This is a genomic window from Clostridium ljungdahlii, from assembly GCF_001636845.1.
Classification (GTDB): domain Bacteria; phylum Bacillota; class Clostridia; order Clostridiales; family Clostridiaceae; genus Clostridium_B; species Clostridium_B ljungdahlii_A.
The window spans coordinates 73,337-92,491 of sequence record NZ_LITT01000013.1 but is presented as its reverse complement, the minus strand read 5'-3'; the positions used below and the strand labels follow the sequence as shown (position 1 = coordinate 92,491).

16 protein-coding genes are annotated in these 19,155 nt (G+C 31.6%); 10 read left to right on the top strand and 6 right to left on the bottom strand.

From position 1 onward, the window contains the following. Positions 1-21 precede the first annotated feature (21 nt). Positions 22-1,071: a glycosyltransferase family 2 protein gene (locus tag WY13_RS08000; RefSeq protein ID WP_063555168.1), complete on the bottom strand. Its 1,050-nt coding sequence runs from the start codon at positions 1,069-1,071 to the stop codon at positions 22-24. 197 nt (positions 1,072-1,268) lie between these two features. On the opposite strand from WY13_RS08000, the gene WY13_RS07995 reads away from it, so the two are divergent. Beyond that, entirely contained in the window at positions 1,269-2,723 is a 1,455-nt protein-coding gene (locus WY13_RS07995; RefSeq protein ID WP_063555167.1) for an ArnT family glycosyltransferase, read from the top strand. Here the strand turns inward: WY13_RS07995 and WY13_RS07990 are convergent. After that, positions 2,677-4,185: a hypothetical protein gene (locus WY13_RS07990; RefSeq protein WP_063555166.1), complete on the bottom strand. Its 1,509-nt coding sequence runs from the start codon at positions 4,183-4,185 to the stop codon at positions 2,677-2,679. The two genes, WY13_RS07995 and WY13_RS07990, sit on opposite strands and share 47 nt — an antisense overlap. Before the next feature lie 287 nt (positions 4,186-4,472). On the opposite strand from WY13_RS07990, the gene WY13_RS07985 reads away from it, so the two are divergent. The 9 genes from WY13_RS07985 (at position 4,473) to WY13_RS07945 (ending at position 14,490) form a co-directional block, all read left to right on the top strand. Then, complete coding sequence (locus tag WY13_RS07985) at positions 4,473-6,143, top strand: acetolactate synthase large subunit (RefSeq protein WP_063555165.1); 1,671 nt, start codon at positions 4,473-4,475, stop codon at positions 6,141-6,143. A 14-nt stretch (positions 6,144-6,157) separates the two neighbouring features. Next, positions 6,158-7,273: a 4-hydroxybutyrate dehydrogenase gene (locus tag WY13_RS07980; RefSeq protein WP_063555164.1), complete on the top strand. Its 1,116-nt coding sequence runs from the start codon at positions 6,158-6,160 to the stop codon at positions 7,271-7,273. A 19-nt stretch (positions 7,274-7,292) separates the two neighbouring features. Then, on the top strand, positions 7,293-8,243 hold the full coding sequence (locus WY13_RS07975; protein WP_063555163.1) for a LysR family transcriptional regulator: 951 nt from the start codon (positions 7,293-7,295) through the stop codon (positions 8,241-8,243). Between the two features lie 208 nt (positions 8,244-8,451). Continuing rightward, positions 8,452-10,128 (top strand): spore germination protein, encoded by a 1,677-nt coding sequence (locus WY13_RS07970; RefSeq protein ID WP_242866382.1) that lies wholly within the window; start codon positions 8,452-8,454, stop codon positions 10,126-10,128. A 28-nt stretch (positions 10,129-10,156) separates the two neighbouring features. Further along, on the top strand, positions 10,157-11,317 hold the full coding sequence (locus WY13_RS07965; RefSeq protein WP_063555183.1) for a Ger(x)C family spore germination protein: 1,161 nt from the start codon (positions 10,157-10,159) through the stop codon (positions 11,315-11,317). Between the two features lie 24 nt (positions 11,318-11,341). Continuing rightward, positions 11,342-12,451 (top strand): GerAB/ArcD/ProY family transporter, encoded by a 1,110-nt coding sequence (locus tag WY13_RS07960; protein WP_242866381.1) that lies wholly within the window; start codon positions 11,342-11,344, stop codon positions 12,449-12,451. A gap of 84 nt (positions 12,452-12,535) precedes the next feature. Continuing rightward, positions 12,536-12,985: a MarR family winged helix-turn-helix transcriptional regulator gene (locus WY13_RS07955; RefSeq protein WP_063555161.1), complete on the top strand. Its 450-nt coding sequence runs from the start codon at positions 12,536-12,538 to the stop codon at positions 12,983-12,985. A gap of 12 nt (positions 12,986-12,997) precedes the next feature. After that, positions 12,998-13,498: a GNAT family N-acetyltransferase gene (locus WY13_RS07950; protein WP_063555160.1), complete on the top strand. Its 501-nt coding sequence runs from the start codon at positions 12,998-13,000 to the stop codon at positions 13,496-13,498. 89 nt (positions 13,499-13,587) lie between these two features. After that, positions 13,588-14,490 carry a 3'-5' exoribonuclease YhaM family protein gene (locus tag WY13_RS07945; RefSeq protein WP_063555159.1) on the top strand — a complete coding sequence of 301 codons (903 nt, stop codon included), beginning with the start codon at positions 13,588-13,590 and terminating at the stop codon, positions 14,488-14,490. A 37-nt stretch (positions 14,491-14,527) separates the two neighbouring features. Here the strand turns inward: WY13_RS07945 and smpB are convergent, their stop codons facing one another. The 4 genes from smpB to eno all read right to left on the bottom strand — a co-directional run bounded on the left by smpB (position 14,528) and on the right by eno (position 19,124). Then, positions 14,528-15,001 (bottom strand): SsrA-binding protein SmpB, encoded by a 474-nt coding sequence (gene smpB / locus WY13_RS07940; protein WP_063555158.1) that lies wholly within the window; start codon positions 14,999-15,001, stop codon positions 14,528-14,530. A 33-nt stretch (positions 15,002-15,034) separates the two neighbouring features. After that, positions 15,035-17,173: a ribonuclease R gene (rnr, locus tag WY13_RS07935; RefSeq protein WP_063555157.1), complete on the bottom strand. Its 2,139-nt coding sequence runs from the start codon at positions 17,171-17,173 to the stop codon at positions 15,035-15,037. A gap of 297 nt (positions 17,174-17,470) precedes the next feature. Continuing rightward, entirely contained in the window at positions 17,471-17,704 is a 234-nt protein-coding gene (gene secG / locus WY13_RS07930; protein ID WP_063555156.1) for a preprotein translocase subunit SecG, read from the bottom strand. Between the two features lie 121 nt (positions 17,705-17,825). Beyond that, positions 17,826-19,124: a phosphopyruvate hydratase gene (gene eno / locus WY13_RS07925; protein ID WP_063555155.1), complete on the bottom strand. Its 1,299-nt coding sequence runs from the start codon at positions 19,122-19,124 to the stop codon at positions 17,826-17,828. Between the last annotated feature and the right edge of the window lie 31 nt (positions 19,125-19,155).

The following is a 19,155-nucleotide window of genomic DNA, read 5'->3' as shown; positions in this document are numbered from 1 at the left end:
TTTCCTATTATAAAATATTCTTTATTTAGCATGACAATCCTTACCTTCATCCCTAATGTCATTAACTACATATAAGGTTTTTTGATGACTTTTATATAATTCTATAGAGCTATTAGCGGGGTTTGCCAGTTTGTCATCTAAATTTATTTCTTTATCTATTATGTACAGCGGTCTACATTTACTTTCATCATAAATTCTAGCAATATACTCACCCACAATTCCTATAGATAAAAGCTGTATACCTCCAATAAAACATGCTATAGTCAATGTTGTTATCCATCCTATAGAATTTACAGCAGTTCCTCGTAATATCTTTACTAGAAGATATATAAAAATTATTAGTGATAGTAAAATAGTTTCAAGGCCTAAATGTTCAACTACCTTTAATGGTTTTGAAGAAAAAGAAATTATTCCATCTAGCGCAAACCTTATCATCTTTTTTATAGGATATTTTGTTTCTCCTGCAAAACGTTCTTTTCTCTCATACTCTAAAGGTACTTGTTTGAATCCAATCCAACTCCACATTCCTCTCAAGAACCTATTATGCTCAGGCATTTTCTTTATGGCTTCAACTACCTTTCTATCAATAAGCCTAAAGTCTCCTGTGTCTACAGGGATTGTTACACTGCTCATTTTATTTAAAATCTTATAGAATAATTTTGCTGTACTAAGTTTAAATAAACTTTCACCATCACGCTTTTTTCTTTTTCCATATACTACATCATTTCCTTCTTCCCATAACTTAATCATTTTAGGTATAAGTTCAGGGGGGTCCTGAAGATCTGCATCCATTATAATTACCGCATCCCCATTAGACTTATTGATTCCAGCAGTAACTGCAATCTGATGGCCAAAATTTCTAGAAAAGCTTATAACTTTCACATGAAGATCCTTGCCTGCAATTTCCTTTAAAATATTGAAGGTTTTATCCTTACTTCCATCATTAACAAAAATTAGTTCATAGTTTAAATTATTTTTTAAAGCTACATTACTTAACCGAGTATAGCACTCACTAGCAACCTCTTCTTCAGAATACATGGGAACAACTATTGAAATAAGTTTATGGTTCATAATTTACCTCCCCAAAATATGCTTAATAAATAGTAATTATTTGACTTTATCTATATTGATTATTTTTCGTATAAGCCCAGCTTTCTATTCCTATGTTGATAAACTTTATTAATATTTTTTGTTTATTTATGAATATTTTTACGTCAGGTCTAAAAAAATAAAATAAATATTAGTATGAAAACATAAGGAGAAGGTCTATGAATTTATCTGATACAAAATCAGCAGATAAAATAATTAATTTTATGGAGAAAAAATATTACTTTTTTTTAATAGTAATTTTATCCGTATCATTGTTTAATATATTTTATAACTTAGGTACTACACCTATAAGTAGCTGGGATGAGGCAAGACACGGAGTTAATGCTTATGAAATGATTAAAAGGAATAATTACATAGTAAATACTTATGCATATAGTAATGATTACTGGAACTTGAAGCCACCAGTAAGCTACTTATCAATAGTTTTAGGCTTTAAGATAGCAGGCTTTAATGCCTTAGGTCTAAGATTGTTTTCTGCTGTGGCAGGTGTGTTAACAATACTTATACTAACTATATTTGTTTTATACAGTTATGGAAAAATAGCCTCTCTAATTTCCTCAACAGTATTAACCACTACAATGTCATTCATTCTCGATCATTGTTCTAGAAGTGGAGATGCAGATTCCATATTTATTTTATTCTTCACATTATCTATGATATGTTTAACCTTAGCTAAAAAAAATATCTTATGGCTTTACTGTTCTGGTTTTACTTTTGCACTAGCATTTCTAACTAAAAGCTGGCATGCAGGCAGTATAGCAGTTATTATCGCTATATACCTAGCTATAAATAGATCAAAAATAATGAGAAAGCAAATAGCTCTATTTACTTTAATTACTTCATTACCAATCATTATTTGGGCATTACTAAGATATAGTCAGGATGGTTTTACCTTTTTTAAAAATATGATAGCATATGATTTAATGGCTAGAACCTCTAAAACCCTGGAAGGCCATATTGGCGGTATGTGTTACTATATTGAACATTTTCAGTGGTCATATTTTTATTGGTTTCTTGTTTTCACAAGCACTATGCTTGCAATCCTTATGATAACCCTTCCAGAAACTTTAACTAGTGATGATAAAAACTATGTCTTATGCACAGCCTTGTGGATAACTGTACCCTTTTTACTTTATACAATGGCAAAAACTAAAATTTGGTGGTACATATTTCCCATCTATCCTGCAATGGCCATGAGTATTGGTATAACTTCAAGTATACTTTTAAAATCAAAAAAATCAAATATTATTATGCCAATTTTGCTAAGTGGAATGATATTATTTTCTGCAGGGAAAAACCAATTCTTAATTACGGAAAAAATTTCTCATATCAAAACAGACCCAATTCAGGTTCTTTTCAAGGATCTAGAAAAACATCCTGAATACAAAGGCAGAAAAATCTACATAAATCATTTCGAACAGAGTTACTGGCTGTGTGCTGAATTATATGGTGACTTAGTTCCAACTTCTGGTGGTATAAATGGATTTTTAAAAGATAATGATAATAGCTGCCTGCTTTTTATTACAAGAGATAAAATAAATCTTTTAGGAAATACTATTTCTAATTTCAAGATAATAATTCAAAATAAAAACGCTTGTATTTATAGTAAGTAGCTATTAGTTTATCAAAAATCCAGGTACAACCCACTAAAAAAGTAATATCAAAAGTATAGTTAAATAAAAAAAGCTGCTTTGCAGTATCAGCTTCCCCATTCCCTATATAAGGCATAGGAAATTGTACAATACCAACAAACATGATCATCCATAAAATTTCTATTTGTAAAGTAATTTTCTCATTCTTTTTGTTTTTAATATACTCAATAAATGAAACTAAGAACACTAAAGTATAAAAAACTGCTATGAAAGATAGAGTCTTCGGCAGTTTTAAATTTCTAAAGTTTGACCAAAATGTAAAACGATTAAATTCAGGATTATATTTTGACACCTTAGATCTTTCATATTTACCCAAGGAGGTTTCGGTATGAAAGCTCTTAGATGCAGTATATTCCATACCCTTTAATAGCCTATCAGGGTGGAAAACATAAAATTTTACTATATTTACATTGCTAATTTTTTTATTAAATTCTCTATTAGTTATATCTGACCAAGGAACATATTTTACATATGCACTTTTAGGTAAATAAGCATGCTTCCCTGCTTCCACAGATAAATCTGGAGATAAGCCAAGCATAGTCAAATCTTTTTTTGGACTTTGTGAATTTTTCAAAATACCATAAAAAACTGAATTAAACTTTGTATCTACACCACAAGAGCTATCAATTTTACAATATGTCCCTCTTACATAAAAAATTAATGTTAAAGTAGTAATAACAAGAAATATATTAGTTTTACTAAAAATTTGTTTTCTATCAATTTTCACTATCCTTAACATAATAAAAACTACAAGCGGCAATTCAACAAAGCATTGGGCTTTAGACCCGAGAAACAAAATGGACGAGATAAATATAAATAAAAGTTTTTTATAAGATCTATCTTCTCTATGTTTTGAAAAGTAAAGAATACTTGAAATAAACAGAAGAAAGCCTACAATCATCATTGGTTCTCCATAAAGACTGTTAAACCATACAATATAGTTTCCATCTACTAGTATTATTATAGATAATATGCTAAAAAAAACTGCTGCAGCTATATTTTTAAAATCAATACAGCTAAAGCATATATATAATCCTGTCATATGCAAAATTAAGTAAATAAAGGCTAAAATTCTAGTGTCAAAATAATTATAGCCAATTATATTACATAATAATTTTCCAAATGTAATAGGATAAATCATGCTTGTGGTTGGAATAATTCCTAAAAACCTTAAAGAACTGGTTGGAAGTGTTTTATATTCAGTTACAACATACTTAAACCAGTGAGATGAATCTTGACCTTTGGCATCTGTTAAACCAGTAGCTTTCATTACCCTTTGAAAATCTCCTTGATCTGCTATACCTGGCATAGGAGGATAAAAAAGTATAAATAAAGCTGCTATGAAAGCTCCTAGGATACTAATAATTGGTATATATCTACATAAACTTGAATTTTCTCTGAGAGACCACTTATTTTTTTTCATATTTAGTAATAACTCTCCCCTTTCCTGAGACTTATCCAAAAAGAGAATATATCCATATAACCAAAGTATTTCCACAAATTCAGGAATTAAACCTAACCTACAAATAATAAATTTTTTTAAAGATTAGTCACAACCATTTTATTGTGATAAAATAATAAAAAAGTGTTTGAAAAGTGTTGCTAATTGAAGTATGATGATTGATACAATCACAAATGTGAAATTATTTAATTAAAATTATGAATTTTAATTTGTTTAATAAAATCTATAAAGATCAGAGGAAGTTTTATATGAATAGAGATATAAAAAAAGAAGTCCAACTAAATACAGCTCAAATGCTAGTAAAGTGTTTAGAAGCCGAAGGAGTAAAGTACATTTTTGGTATTCCTGGTGAAGAAAATCTAGAAATAATGAATGCAATTTCAGATTCAACTATTGAATTTATTACAACCCGTCATGAGCAAGGTGCTGCATTTATGGCAGATGTTTATGGACGTTTAACAGGAAAAGCAGGCGTTTGCCTATCAACACTAGGACCAGGTGCCACTAACTTAGTAACTGGTGTAGCAGATGCTGATAGTGATGGTGCTCCGGTTGTTGCCATTACAGGTCAAGTAGGTACTGAAAGAATGCATATAACATCACACCAGTTTTTAGACCTTTGCAAAATGTTCGAACCAATCACAAAGAGAAGTAAACAAATCGTTCGTCCTGATACTGTAAGTGAAATTATAAGACTTGTGTTTAAGTATGCCGAAAGTGAAAAACCTGGAGCATGCCATATTGATTTACCTGTAAATATTTCAAAAATGCCAGTAGGTGCTTTAGAAAGGCCTTTGGAAAAGAAAATTCCGCCAAAGGAACATGCGGATTTATCAACAATTGAAGAAGCTGCAGGTGAAATCTTCAAAGCAAAAAATCCTATTATCTTAGCTGGGAGCGGTGCTATAAGGGGAAATTCTTCAAAAGCTGTTACAGAATTTGCAACTAAATTGAAAATTCCAGTAATTAATACAATGATGGCAAAGGGTATTATACCATTGGATAACAAATATTCAATGTGGACAATAGGTATTCCACAAAAAGATTATGTAAATAAAATTATTGAAGAAGCTGATTTAGTAATTACAATTGGATATGATATTGTAGAATATGCTCCATCCAAATGGAATATAAATGGAGACATTAAAATTGTGCATATCGATGCAAGACCATCACACATCAATAAACTTTATCAGCCGATAGTAGAAGTAGTTGGTGATATTTCAGATGCTCTATACAATATATTGAGAAGAACTTCTAGCAAAGATGAACCAGTAAAGGCTTTGGAGATTAAAGCAAAAATGCTAGCTGAACATGAAAGCTATGCAAATGACAATGCTTTTCCAATGAAACCCCAAAGAATTTTAAATGATGTTAGAAAGGTCATGGGACCACATGACATTGTCATATCAGACGTAGGTGCCCATAAAATGTGGATTGCCAGACATTACAACTGCTATGAGCCTAATACATGTATTATTTCAAATGGTTTTGCTACAATGGGTATTGGTGTTCCAGGCGCAATTGCAGCCAAGTTAATTAACCCAGATAAAAAAGTATTGGCTATTGTTGGTGATGGCGGTTTCATGATGAATAATCAAGAATTAGAAACAGCCCTGCGTATTAAAACTCCAATTGTAGTTTTAATCTTCAATGACAGTAACTACGGTTTAATAAAATGGAAACAAGAAGAACACTATGGTAAAAGCTGTTATGTAGATTTTACTAATCCAGATTTTGTAAAGTTTGCAGAAAGTATGTATGCAAAAGGATATCGAGTAGAAAAAGCAGAAGATTTAATTCCAACTTTGGAAGAAGCTTTTAAACAAAATGTACCCGCAGTTATTGATTGTCAAGTTGACTATGGTGAAAATATAAAGCTTACAAAGCATTTAAAAGAAGTTTATGAAAATATGTAAAGTGGAGGAATAAAATGAAGGCATTATCTATTAAACCAGAAATCTATACCTTTGACACATGTAAAGAATTTATAGACAAATTTAAAATAGGAAAAGAAGACTTAGTTATTACAAGTGAACATACCTATGTTTCATATTTTTCTAAATATAACCTTGATACCAATGTAATCTTTATTAGAAAATACGGAACTGGAGAGCCAAGTGATGTAATGGTAGAAGCAATTTGTAAGGATATAAAAGATATTACTTATAAAAGAGTAATTGCCATTGGCGGCGGAAGTGTTCTTGATGTTTCAAAATTGTTTGCATTAAAAGCAGTTTCACCAGTACTTGATTTATTTGATCACAAATTAGAATTTGTGAAAGATAAGGAATTGATCCTTATTCCAACAACTTGTGGAACAGGCAGTGAAGTAACTAATATTTCTATTCTTGAATTGAAGTCAAGACATACAAAATTAGGCCTTGCTATAGATGAACTATATGCAGATTTTGCTGTTATGATTCCAGAACTTCTAGAAAATTTACCTTTTAAATTTTTCGCAACTAGCTCCATTGATGCCTTGATTCATTCCATTGAATCCAGTGTTTCACCAAAGGCTACAAGCTATACAGAAATGTTTTCCTATAAAGCAATGGAAATGATCTTAAAAGGATATCAGGAAATTTCAAAAAATGGCCCAGACGCCAGATTTTCCTTGTTAAATAAATTTTTACTTGCAAGCAATTATGCTGGAATTGCATTTGGTAATGCAGGGTGTGGTGCAGTACATGCTATGAGTTATCCTTTAGGTGCTAACTACCACGTTCCTCATGGAGAAGCAAATTACCAAATGTTCATTGGAGTATTTAAAACCTATTATCGTTTAAAACCACAAGGTAAAATTACAAAACTAAACAAATTCTTAGCATCCATTTTAAACTGCAAAGAAAATGATGTTTACATTAAAATAGAAGAGTTATTAAACGTATTGATTCCTAAAAAACAATTACGTGATTATGGAGTAAAACAAGAAGAATTAAAGGAATTTACACAAAGTGTTATGACTAAACAAGGTCGTTTAATGGCAAATAACTATACAGAATTAAATGAACAAACTGTATATGAAATATATAAATCATTATATTAAAGTAGAGTGGATTTAAATTATGATAAATTTTCTTAATTTAGAATACTTTTTAGTTGCATCAGAAGAATTAAATTTTACTAAGGCAGCAAAAAGGCTGTTTATCTCTCAACAATCATTAAGTTCTCATATTTCAAAGTTAGAGCTTGACTTAAATGTGACATTATTTAATCGCACCTCACCTTTAACATTGACATCAGAAGGAAAAAGTCTGGCAAAAAACACTATAAAAATATTGAACTTAAAAAAACAGTCTCTAAAAGAGCTGTCTGATATCAAAGATTTTAAACGAGGTGACTTATATATTGGTATATCCCCTACAAGAGGACTGTCATTTTTGCCAGAGATACTGCCTGACTACAGCGAAAAATTTCCTAATATTCATTTGCATTTATTCGAAGGTAATTCAAAAGAGTTAGACCTTGCATTGCTTAACGGTGATGTAGATTTAATAGTTGCAATGTTACCTTTCAATGTAGAAAATGTAGAAACAATACCTCTTTGTAATGAAGAAGTTCTTATGATTGTTCCAGATAGTATATTAGTAAAATACTTTCCTAACAACTATGATAAAGTTAAAGCACAACTTGAAAAAGATGTAGATTTAGCTTTATTGAAAGATTGCCCTTTTTTAATGTTTAACACAAGACATATGGTTAGGCTTATTGCAGATGAAATGTTTAGTGAAAAACAAATAAAACCTAATATTATTTTAGAAACAGATAGTATTGAAACAGCATTAGCACTTTCAGTAAAAGGGATGGGAATTACTTTTTATCCTAAAACTCTAATGAGTAACAAGAATTTAGTATTTGATAAAGACTCCTTTGCAAGTACTAACATATACCATATGAGATATAATAAAACTCATAGGACGCTGGCCATCGGCTATCAGAAAAATCGCTATATATCTCAAGCAGTAAAGGAGTTTATCAAGCTAGCAAGAGAAAAATATGAAAATTTGATTCAATGACAGGCGTGGATTTTAATCATTATCTTTGCCTACACCATAATAATAAAACAAATAACCGCATACCTGTTGAATTCAGGTATGCGGTAGTTTTTTATAATATCTTCTTATTTTTAAAGTCTGATTTTAGATAATATTATTAAACTCCCGCCGTAATACCACCATCTGCAATAACAGATGAACCTGTCATGCAAGAAGAATCATCTCATATGTGAATAATTTTAATCATATTAAACATACTAAATCTGTAATTAATTGTTCTAAAGGAGGTTTTATTACGTCAATTTTAAAATATTTCCATAATTCTAAAAAATCCAAAATTGAAAAACAAGATAAAAAAATTGAAAAAAACTTACCTCCACAAATAAAACTTTCCTTAGATTTAACTTCTAATATTGAAATAATAAAAAAAATGCTCGGTTTTTCCAGTGACATAACAGTAAGAAATTTTACTATTACTCCAGATGCTGAAATAAGAGCAGCAGTCATTTTTATTAAAGGCCTGGCTGAAAGAGAACTCATCAACGAACAGGTTATTGGAGCATTGATGTTAAATGACAGATTTGGCAGTGTAAAAAATACTAATGAGTTTTTTCAAATGATAAAAGAATATGGTTTACCTAGTACCTACGTAAATGAAGAATCTAATATTAATAACATAGTAACTGAATTGATTGATGGCAATACAATTCTTTTGTTAGACAAAATAGACAAAGTTCTTATAGTAGGAAGCACAGGCTGGAAGGACAGGGCAATTTCTGAGTCAACCAGTGAAACCTCGGTAAGAGGGCCAAAGGATTGTTTTACAGAAAACATTGAAAATAATACTGCTCTAATAAGGCGTCATATCAAAAGTCCTGACTTAAGGATAGAATCATTTAAAATAGGTACAAAAACTAAAACAACAGTATTGATAGCCTATCTTGAAGGAATAGCAAGGGAAGGTATAATAGATGAAGTTAGAGAACGACTAGGACGAATTAAAATTGACGGCATACTTGAGAGTGGTTATATTGAAGAATTAATAGAAGATACCCCTTCATCTATGTTTCCTCAGATAGAACACAGTGAAAGGCCTGATAAAATTTCTGCGGCAATCTTAGAAGGTAGGGTGGCTATTCTTGTAGATACAACTCCTTATGTGCTCATGGTTCCTACAATTTTTGTTCAGTTTATTCAGTCGGTAGATGACTATTACCAGCGTTTTCCTATAGGGTCTTTTGCAAGATTCATTCGAATTATTGCTTATTTTGTTTCAATTTTTCTTCCTTCACTATACATTGCTTTAACAAGCTTTCACCAAGAAATGATACCCACTACACTGGCCTTATCAATTGCAGCTTCCCGTGAGGGTGTCCCTTTTCCCAGCATAGGAGAAGCCTTTATAATGGAAATTACTTTTGAAGTTCTAATAGAGGCAGGCCTTCGCCTGCCAAAGCAGGCAGGTCAAGCCGTAAGTATAGTTGGCGGTATTGTTATAGGTCAGGCTGCAGTTCAAGCAGGAATTGTTTCACAAGCTATGGTAATCGTGGTTGCCCTAACAGGTATCAGCTCTTTTGCCATTCCAGCTTTCAATGCATCGTCTTCAAGCCGTTTACTTCGATTTCCCCTAATGATAGTGGCTTCTGTACTCGGTTTACCCGGTATCCTGGCAGTAGCAAGTATAATCCTTACTCACTTAAACAGCCTGCGTTCTTTTGGTATAAATTATATGGAACCTTTTATATCTGCAGACAAAAGTATAGTTGAAGACACTGTATTTAGAAAACATTGGTGGAAAATGAACCGACTCCCAAGTTATATTGCTCGTAAAAGCATTATAAAGCAAGCCCCGAACATGAAACCAGGGCGAAAAGCAGATTCTACGGATGAAGATAATAATAGCTAATTCTGTTTTCAAAAAAGGAGAGGTGCAGATGAGGAAGATAGCTTTGGGATTAATTCTTATACTTTCGTTTCTACAAACTGGCTGTTGGGATGCCAGAGAAATAGACGAACTTGCCTTTGTATTAAGCATTGGTTTGGATAAAACAGACTACGGATTTAAAGTAACAGCACAAATTGCAAGTCCGGAAACTTATAGTAAAACACCATCAGGTTCTGGGATTGCTCAAAAGAATAAACCCTTCTGGATAATCACAAGCACTGGCAAAACAATTTTTGAGGCAATACGTAATATGGCTTCCATATCTTCCCGTCGTATCTTTTGGTCTCATATTAAAATAATAGTTATAAGTGAGCAACTGGCGCGGAGCAATACCCTTGAAATATTTGATTTTTTTACTCGGAATCCTGAGCTTCGTTTAAGAACCCTAGTTGCAGTTACCCCGGGAAATGCAGGAAAAATTCTTGATATTGTTCCTGTAACGGAGAAAGATCCAGCTGTATACCTTGAAAAAATAATTAAAAATAGGAATTTGACAGGCAAATCTTATGACATAATGTTAAAGGATTTTATTGAAGACTATCTTGACCCATATGTAGGTCCAGTAACCTCAAGGATCATTTTTGACAAATCAAAATCAGAACCTATTATAAAAACAAGTGGTGCATACGTTTTTGACCACAATAAAGTGTCCACTGTACTTAGTGAAGAACAGACAAGAGGGCTTTTGTGGATAAAAAATAAAATGAATTCATCAATAATGGTTATAAATTGTCCTTATGATGGTATACCTATTACCCTTGAAATTAAAAAATCTAAGTCCTCTATCAAAAGTTATTTGGATGGTGAAGTACCCCATTTTTCAATTAATCTTAAAGTAGACGCCACCATTACCGAACAATCATGTCTCACCAACTTTAACGATATGGAAAAACTAAGCAAACTGAAAAACTCACTGGAAAAATCTATTTGCAAAGACATCCAATCTACAATACTAACAGCAAAAGATATACAAATAGATTTTCCCGGTTTAAGTTCTACACTACACAGACAGCATAAAAAGGAGTGGAATCAAATATCTCCGAAATGGGATCAAATTTTTAAAGATAGCAAAGTTAACATAGCTGCCAAAGTAACTATTCATCATGTATCATTGGCAAAGCCCCTAGAGCCAATAAAAATACAGAAGTAATATATAGAATAAAGGAGTACTATGATGCAAAAAAAAGAAACCATTAGCAACAACCAGTTTAGAGATATTCTAATTTGCATTATGTGGCCTGCAACAATCAACTACGCAAGTGGCATTTTAGCTAGAGAAGTAGGCCGGGATATGTGGATAAGTGGTATTATAGGTGTACTTACTATAATACCCTTTGCTCTTCTCATTGTTTATATAGGGCAAAGTTTTCCAGACAAAACAATTGTACAATATGCTCAAAACTTGTTAGGTCGTGTATTAGGAAAAGTTCTAGGAATAATACTTACACTGTACTTTTTTATCATGTCTTCTAGTTCAATATCAATGTACGTCCATCATCTCACTGACTTTCTACTGCCACAAACGCCTTTTTTAGTAGTAACTACAATGCATGTTTTGGTAATATTCTATTTAGTATGGAAAGGCCCTGAAGTCATTGGGAGAACAGCTGTTATTGCTTTTGGAGCAGGCATAATTTTTTATTTTCTCGTTCTCATGGCTTCTCTAGGTGAAATAGATATTAACAGAATTGCACCTTTTTTTGATTCAGGAGTTGCTAATGTATTTAAATCCACTTTAAGAACTGATACATTTATAGGCATATCCCAAACACTTATAGCAATGATTCTTCCAATAGTTCATGACCAAAAAAAAGCTTTTGGGTCTGCGGCTTCTGGTTTGCTCATTGGAGGTTCTTTTTTTATCTTTTATTTTATTGTAGAATTGATGGTTATGGGCCCTCATGTAGTAGCCTTAATGCGTGTTGCCAGTATGGATTTTGTAAGATCCATTCAAATAACCCAATATCTCCACCGTTTTGAATCCTTTATGGTTGCCCTGTGGTATTGGAGTATAATGACTCAGGCAGGAATTCTAGCAAGCTGTTCTTTAACTGCCTTTATGCAAACTACTGGAATAAAAAAGAGAAATCCATTTATTGTTATTGTTTTTGCCTTAACAATGATAATTGTTACATTTTATCTAGGTCATGACAGAGTGTTATTTTTAAATTTAAGAGAGCATGTATGGCAGTATTTTTCCATTCCAGTTGACTTCGGAATACCTTTATTACTTTTCTTTGTCCTAGTCATAAAAAAAAGATTACATATGATAAAAAGCAAATAAATACAGTTGAAAGTTCAACTTTTATGTGCTATTATTATATAATGTAGTTGAAAGTTCAACTAGTGTTTAAGGAGGTGAAAGGTTATGGAAAGCTTACATAGTCAGATACTAAGAGAAATAGGGGGGGTATCCCGCTGTGTCCAGTCTATAAGTGACTTGAAATTTAAAGAAATAAATCTTCAAAAAGGTCAATTTACATTTTTAACAAGAATATGTGAAAATGCTGGAATTAATCAAATTGACTTATCGAATCTCTTAAAAGTAGATAAAACTACAACAACAAAAGCCGTACAGAAACTTATCGAGGCTGGATATATAAATAAAAGAAAAGATGATATTGATAAAAGAATGTGGAGACTTTATCCAAAGGAAAAGGCATTAGATATATACCAACTTATCATTGAGGAAGAAAACAAGCATATACAAATTTGTTTCCATAACTTCAGCAAGGAAGAAAAAGAATTTGCCTATAAATTAGTTAAAAAAATGAGAGAGAATATTGAAAATCATTGGAAAGAAATAAAAAATTCTTAGGAGTGATTGATTATGATAAGAAAAGCAATTATGGAAGATATAAAAGATATTATGGAAATTATAAGACAAACTATCGCAGAAATGCGTACTTACAACAATACTCAATGGGATGAAAATTACCCTCAAAAAAAAGATTTTATTGATGATATTGAAAATAACAATTTATTTGTAATAGAAAGAAATGAAAAATTAGTTGGCTTCCTGTGCATAAATAAAATAGAACCAACTGAATATAGTGGATTAAATTGGTCATTAAATGAAGATTGTTTGGTTCTTCATAGAATGTCAGTTAATCCTAATCATAGAAGATGTGGCATTGCCACTGAATTAATGAAATTTACAGAAGACCTTGCTCTAAAAAATAATATAAGATATTTAAAAACAGATACTTATTCGGTAAATTCAAAAATGAGGACACTATTAAAAAAATTTAGCTATAACCTTGTTGGTGAAATGCACTTTAATGGAAAAGAAAAATCATTTTACTGCTATGAAAAAATATTAAATAAGTAAAATCTCATATTTCAGCTAGGAATTACTTGATATAAATAAATTTTTTACATATACTACATTTAGAAAATAGATTTGATTTGGAGGAACATATGAATAAAAAAGAACTTTTTTTAAGTAATATAGAAAATGGACATAATGTAAAACTATCATTAATGGTAATGAAAATAATATTTAAAGATGCTTCTAAGATTGTATGTATATTAGCTGATAAAAGTGGAGAAATAAAAGCTAATATGCCAAATATAAATGAAAATATTACACAGGGAACAGTACTCGAGGCTGAAGGAATTAAAGATAATATTCTAGATATAAAGAACTATAAATTAGTTTCCGATTATAATGTTTCAGATTATCTTCCAACAGTAAAAAGACCTATCGAAGATATTATGGAGGAAATTGAACTGTATACAAATAAATATATTATTTCAAAAGAAGCTAGAACTTTAAATGACTATTTCTTTAAAGATGAACTATTTCTAGATAAATTTAAGAGAGGAATAGGTGGTGTTTCCATGCATCATAATTATATAGGAGGCCTTGCGGAACACACCTTGAACGTTATGTATTTAACTGCTGTGCTTTGTGAAAGGTATCAATGCCGGAGAAAAGAAATGGCAATGCTAGCAGCAAAACTCCACGACATTGGAAAGGTTTATGAATTGTATTATGATGGCCCTTTTAAATATACTCTTAGAGGAGAAATGGAAGGTCATATTGTTATTGGGGTAGAGTTACTAGATAAAGCTATTAGAGAAAATCCTACACTGTATTCAGAGGATTTTATAATGAGAATAAAAGGATGTGTTGTTCAGCATCATGGGAAACTTGAATTTGGTTCTCCAAGAGAAATGAAAACTGAAGAATCATTTATAGTTAACTATGCTGATTCCATAGATGCTACTATGAATAAGATCTGTCAGATAAAGGATGAAACTGAACCTGATAATTGGTCAGAATTTGATAGAAGAATTCAAACAAAATTATACTTATAATAAATGGGAGCTATTTCATAATGAAATAGCTCCTTGTTTAGTATTTAGATCTCTCTTTCATTTGTCTATCTATATCTCTTTTAGCCGCTCTCTCCAGCATTGTATTTCTTTTATCATAATTTTTCTTTCCCTTTGCTACTGCTAAGTTTACTTTTACCCTACCATATTTAAGGTAAAGAGACATTGGCACAAGAGTATATCCCTGTTGGGCTGTATATTGCTGCAATTTAATTATCTCATTTTTATGAAGAAGTAATTTTCTATTTCTTAAGGGATCCTTATTAAAAATATTTCCTTGTTCATAAGGACTAATATGCATATTACATATAAATATTTCACCATTTCTTATTTCAGCATAGCTATCTTTTAAGTTACATTTACCTGCTCTTATAGATTTAACCTCTGTTCCAACCAGTTCTATTCCTGCTTCCATAGATTCTTCAATAAAATAATCATGCCTTGCCTTTCTATTTTCTGCAAGAGTCTTATTACTAGACTTTTTATTAGCCAAAGCATCCCATCCCCTTTCATAACGTCTGTTTACCTAGTCCCCATTTTCTTCATCATCTATTTCCTTTACAACTTCAAAATATATCTCATGAGCGAACATATCAACTTTTAATACTCGAATTTTTATCTCATCACCTAATTTATAAATGTTTCTGTTTCTCTCCCCTACAAGGCTTAAATGTTTTTCATCATATACATAATAGTCATCTTCCAAAGTACTCATGTGAACTAATCCTTCTATAGTATTTGGAAGTTCTACAAACATTCCGAAATTAGTAACTGAAGATATTATTCCTTCAAATTCTTCCCCAATTCTTTTACTCATATATTCCGCCTTTTTAAGATCATCTACTTCTCTTTCAGCGTCTTGAGCAACTCTTTCCATTTCAGAAGATTGTTTTGCAGCATAGTCTACTTCTTTTACCAATGTTTTTATTCTATTATCAGTTAACCTGCCGTTTATAAATTCTTTAATAATTCTATGAATAATTAAGTCAGGGTATCTTCTTATAGGCGATGTAAAATGACAGTAGTATCTAGCTGCCAGTCCAAAATGGCCCACACACTCCGATGAATATCTGGCCTGTTTCATAGAACGGAGCAACAAAGTACTCACCACAATTTCTTCTTTTTTACCCTTTACTTTTTCTATAATATCCTGTAGTGCTTTAGGATGGACTTCCTGCCCCCATTTTATCACATATCCCAAATTATGTACAAACTCATTAAAATGCATTAATTTTTCTTCATCAGGGTCTTCATGTATCCTATATACAAAAGGTAAATTGGTCCAAAACATATGCTCGGCTATAGTTTCATTACACACCAACATAAACTCTTCTATTATCCTGTTAGATATTCCCCTTTCATAAGGCTCAATCTTTACAGGCACACCTAAGTCATCTAAAATTATCTTGCATTCTTGAAAGTCAAAATCTATAGCTCCTCTTGTCATTCTCCTTTTATTTAAAATTTTACACAGCTCTTCCATCAAATTAAATGTATCCACTAAATAACTGTACTTTTCCATAGTCTCAGCATCTTTATCTCTTAGTATTTTTGTTACGTCAGTATAGGTCATCCTCTCATTGCTTCTAATTACACTTTCCACAACATTATGCTGTACTACTTTCCCAGTTTTATCTATTTCCATGAGACAACTCAATGTTAATCTATCCGTATTAGGGTTTAAACTACAAATACCATTTGAAAGTTTCTTAGGAAGCATAGGTATAACCCTATCTATAAGGTAAACAGAAGTCCCTCTCTTTAATGCCTCTTTATCTAATGGATTTTTCTCCCTTACATAGTTGGATACATCAGCTATATGGACACCTAGGGAGTAATTTCCATTAGGCAATTTACTTAAGGATACGGCATCATCTAGATCCTTAGCATCTTCTCCATCTATTGTAACCGTAAGTAAATCTCTTAAGTCAGTTCTCCTATCATACTCATCCTTTGGAATTTCTTCAGGTATATTTTCAACATATTGCTGAACCTTTATAGGAAACTCTTCAGGTAAGTTATTCTTTTTTATTATAGTCAATATATCTATGCCCTTTTCTCCTTTTTTGCCTAATATGTTTATTATCTTCCCCTCTGGATTTCTTCTTTTTTCAGGCCACTCAGTTATTTCTGCAACCACCACATCACCTGTTTGGGCATTTTTTCTACATTCCTTAGGTATAAATATATCTTGATATATACGCTTTTCTTCTGGTACCACAAATCCAAAATTTGTGCTGTCCTCAAACGTGCCTATAACTACTTTATTGGCTCTTTCCAATACCCTTATAATTTCCCCTTCACATTTCTTACCTTTATCTTCCATTTTCGTTATTTTTACTACCACTTTATCACCATTCATGGCACCATTTAAATAGGAAGATGGGACAAATACATCTGCTCCTTCATTCTCTGGTATAACAAAACCATATCCTTTTTGATGTCCTTGAAACTTACCTGTTACAAGTCCCATTCTATCCGGTATTCCATATCTTTTTCTGCGTGTTTTAACTACCAATCCTTCCTTTTCCAAGTCATCCAATACCTTTTTAAAATCTTTTGCTTCAGCCTTTGTTACAGAAAATATACCCTCTAATTCCCTTATATTCATAGGCTTATAAGCCTGCTCTTCCATAAAATTTATAATTGCTTCTTTTATATTCATTTTTTCACCACCTACTATTATCTTGACTTAAATATGGTAAAAATATTCAATATTACCCAATTTTTTTATTTAAAATAATAATATATTATACCTACACTATAAGTCAATAACCTATACAATTTATTTTATAACTTAAAAATCAACTTACACGTAGGCCTGCTTTTACAATTCAAAATATTTAACGAACTGAAGGTTGTAAAAAATATCCGGAGTATAAGTTGATTTTTCGTTTAGAAACTCTACACAAAAAAATAAATAGAGCAACATATACCCTATTTATACAAACTGCTATCTAAATTACTTTATGAAATTTTGCACTACACATATAATTGCAAATAATATAGCTAGTATAACAGTTGCTCTTACTAACATTGCTTCTGAAGTCCTTGATTTATTTCTTGAATAAAAGCTTTCACCTGCTCCACCAGATATAAGTCCACTCAACCCGTTAGTTTTACCTGGCTGTATCAGTACAACTGCTATAAGCATAGCTCCAATTATCAGTTGTAAAATTACTAAAAAAATGTGCATAGGTAATTTCCTCCTACATATTGCATTTTAAATTAACACATATACTATATTAACATATGTATCTAATAATTTCAATTTACTATTTTTTAAAAAACCCGGTGTTTTTACACCGGGCCCTTTTTTACTTTCTGTTTAGATTGTAAAATGCATCTAGTCCTCTGTACTCAGCTACTTCGCCTAATTCTTCCTCTATTCTTAAAAGTTGATTATACTTTGCAACTCTTTCACTTCTTGCTGGTGCACCAGTTTTAATCTGTCCTGCATTTACTGCTACTACTAAATCAGCTATTGTAGTATCTTCTGTCTCACCTGACCTATGTGATACAACTGGAGTATAACCTGCTCTCTCTGCCATCTCTATAGCATTTAATGTCTCTGTAAGAGTTCCTATTTGATTTAATTTTATAAGTATAGAATTGGCAACTTTTTTATCTATACCTTTTTTTAATCTTTCCGTATTAGTTACAAAGAGGTCATCACCTACTAACTGAATTTTATCTCCTAATTTTTCAGTTAATAATGCCCATCCTTCCCAATCTTCTTCTGCCATGCCATCTTCTAAGGAGATTATAGGATATTTATTTGCAATATCTACATAGAAATCTACCATTTCTGCAGGAGTTAAAACTTTGCCTTCTCCCTTTAAATTGTATTTTCCATCTTCATAAAATTCTGATGAAGCAGGATCTAATGCTATAAATATATCTTTTCCTGGAGTATATCCAGCCTTTTCTATAGCTTCAACTATTACCTGTATAGCCTCTTCATTTGATTTTAGATTTGGAGCAAATCCACCTTCATCACCTACACCAGTGTCATAACCCTTGGATTTTAAAAGTGATTTTAATGTGTGGTAAACTTCAGAGCTCATTCTAAGAGCTTCACTAAAACTTGGAGCGCCTGCAGGCATTATCATAAATTCCTGAAGATCTACATTATTATCAGCATGTTTTCCACCATTTAGTATGTTCATCATTGGAACTGGAAGAACTTTTGCGTTTACTCCACCTATATATTGATATAAGCTTAGTCCCAAATATTCAGCAGCTGCTCTTGCACAAGCAAGTGATACACCTAATGTAGCATTAGCACCTAACTTAGCCTTATTTTTTGTACCATCAAGTTCTATCATTGTCTTGTCTATAAGCACCTGGTCAAATACATTCATTCCTATAAGTTCTTCTGCTACGTAATTATTTATATTGTCAATAGCCTTCAAAACACCTTTTCCCTTATATTTTTCAGCATCTCCATCTCTAAGTTCTACAGCTTCAAATGCTCCTGTAGATGCACCAGAAGGTACTGCTGATCTGCCTACAGTTCCATCTTCTAATACAACTTCTACCTCTACAGTTGGATTTGATCTTGAATCAAGGATTTGTCTTGCCATTACATCTACTATTTCTATATAATTTTTCATAAATTCTAACCGCTATGTAAAACAACGGTTT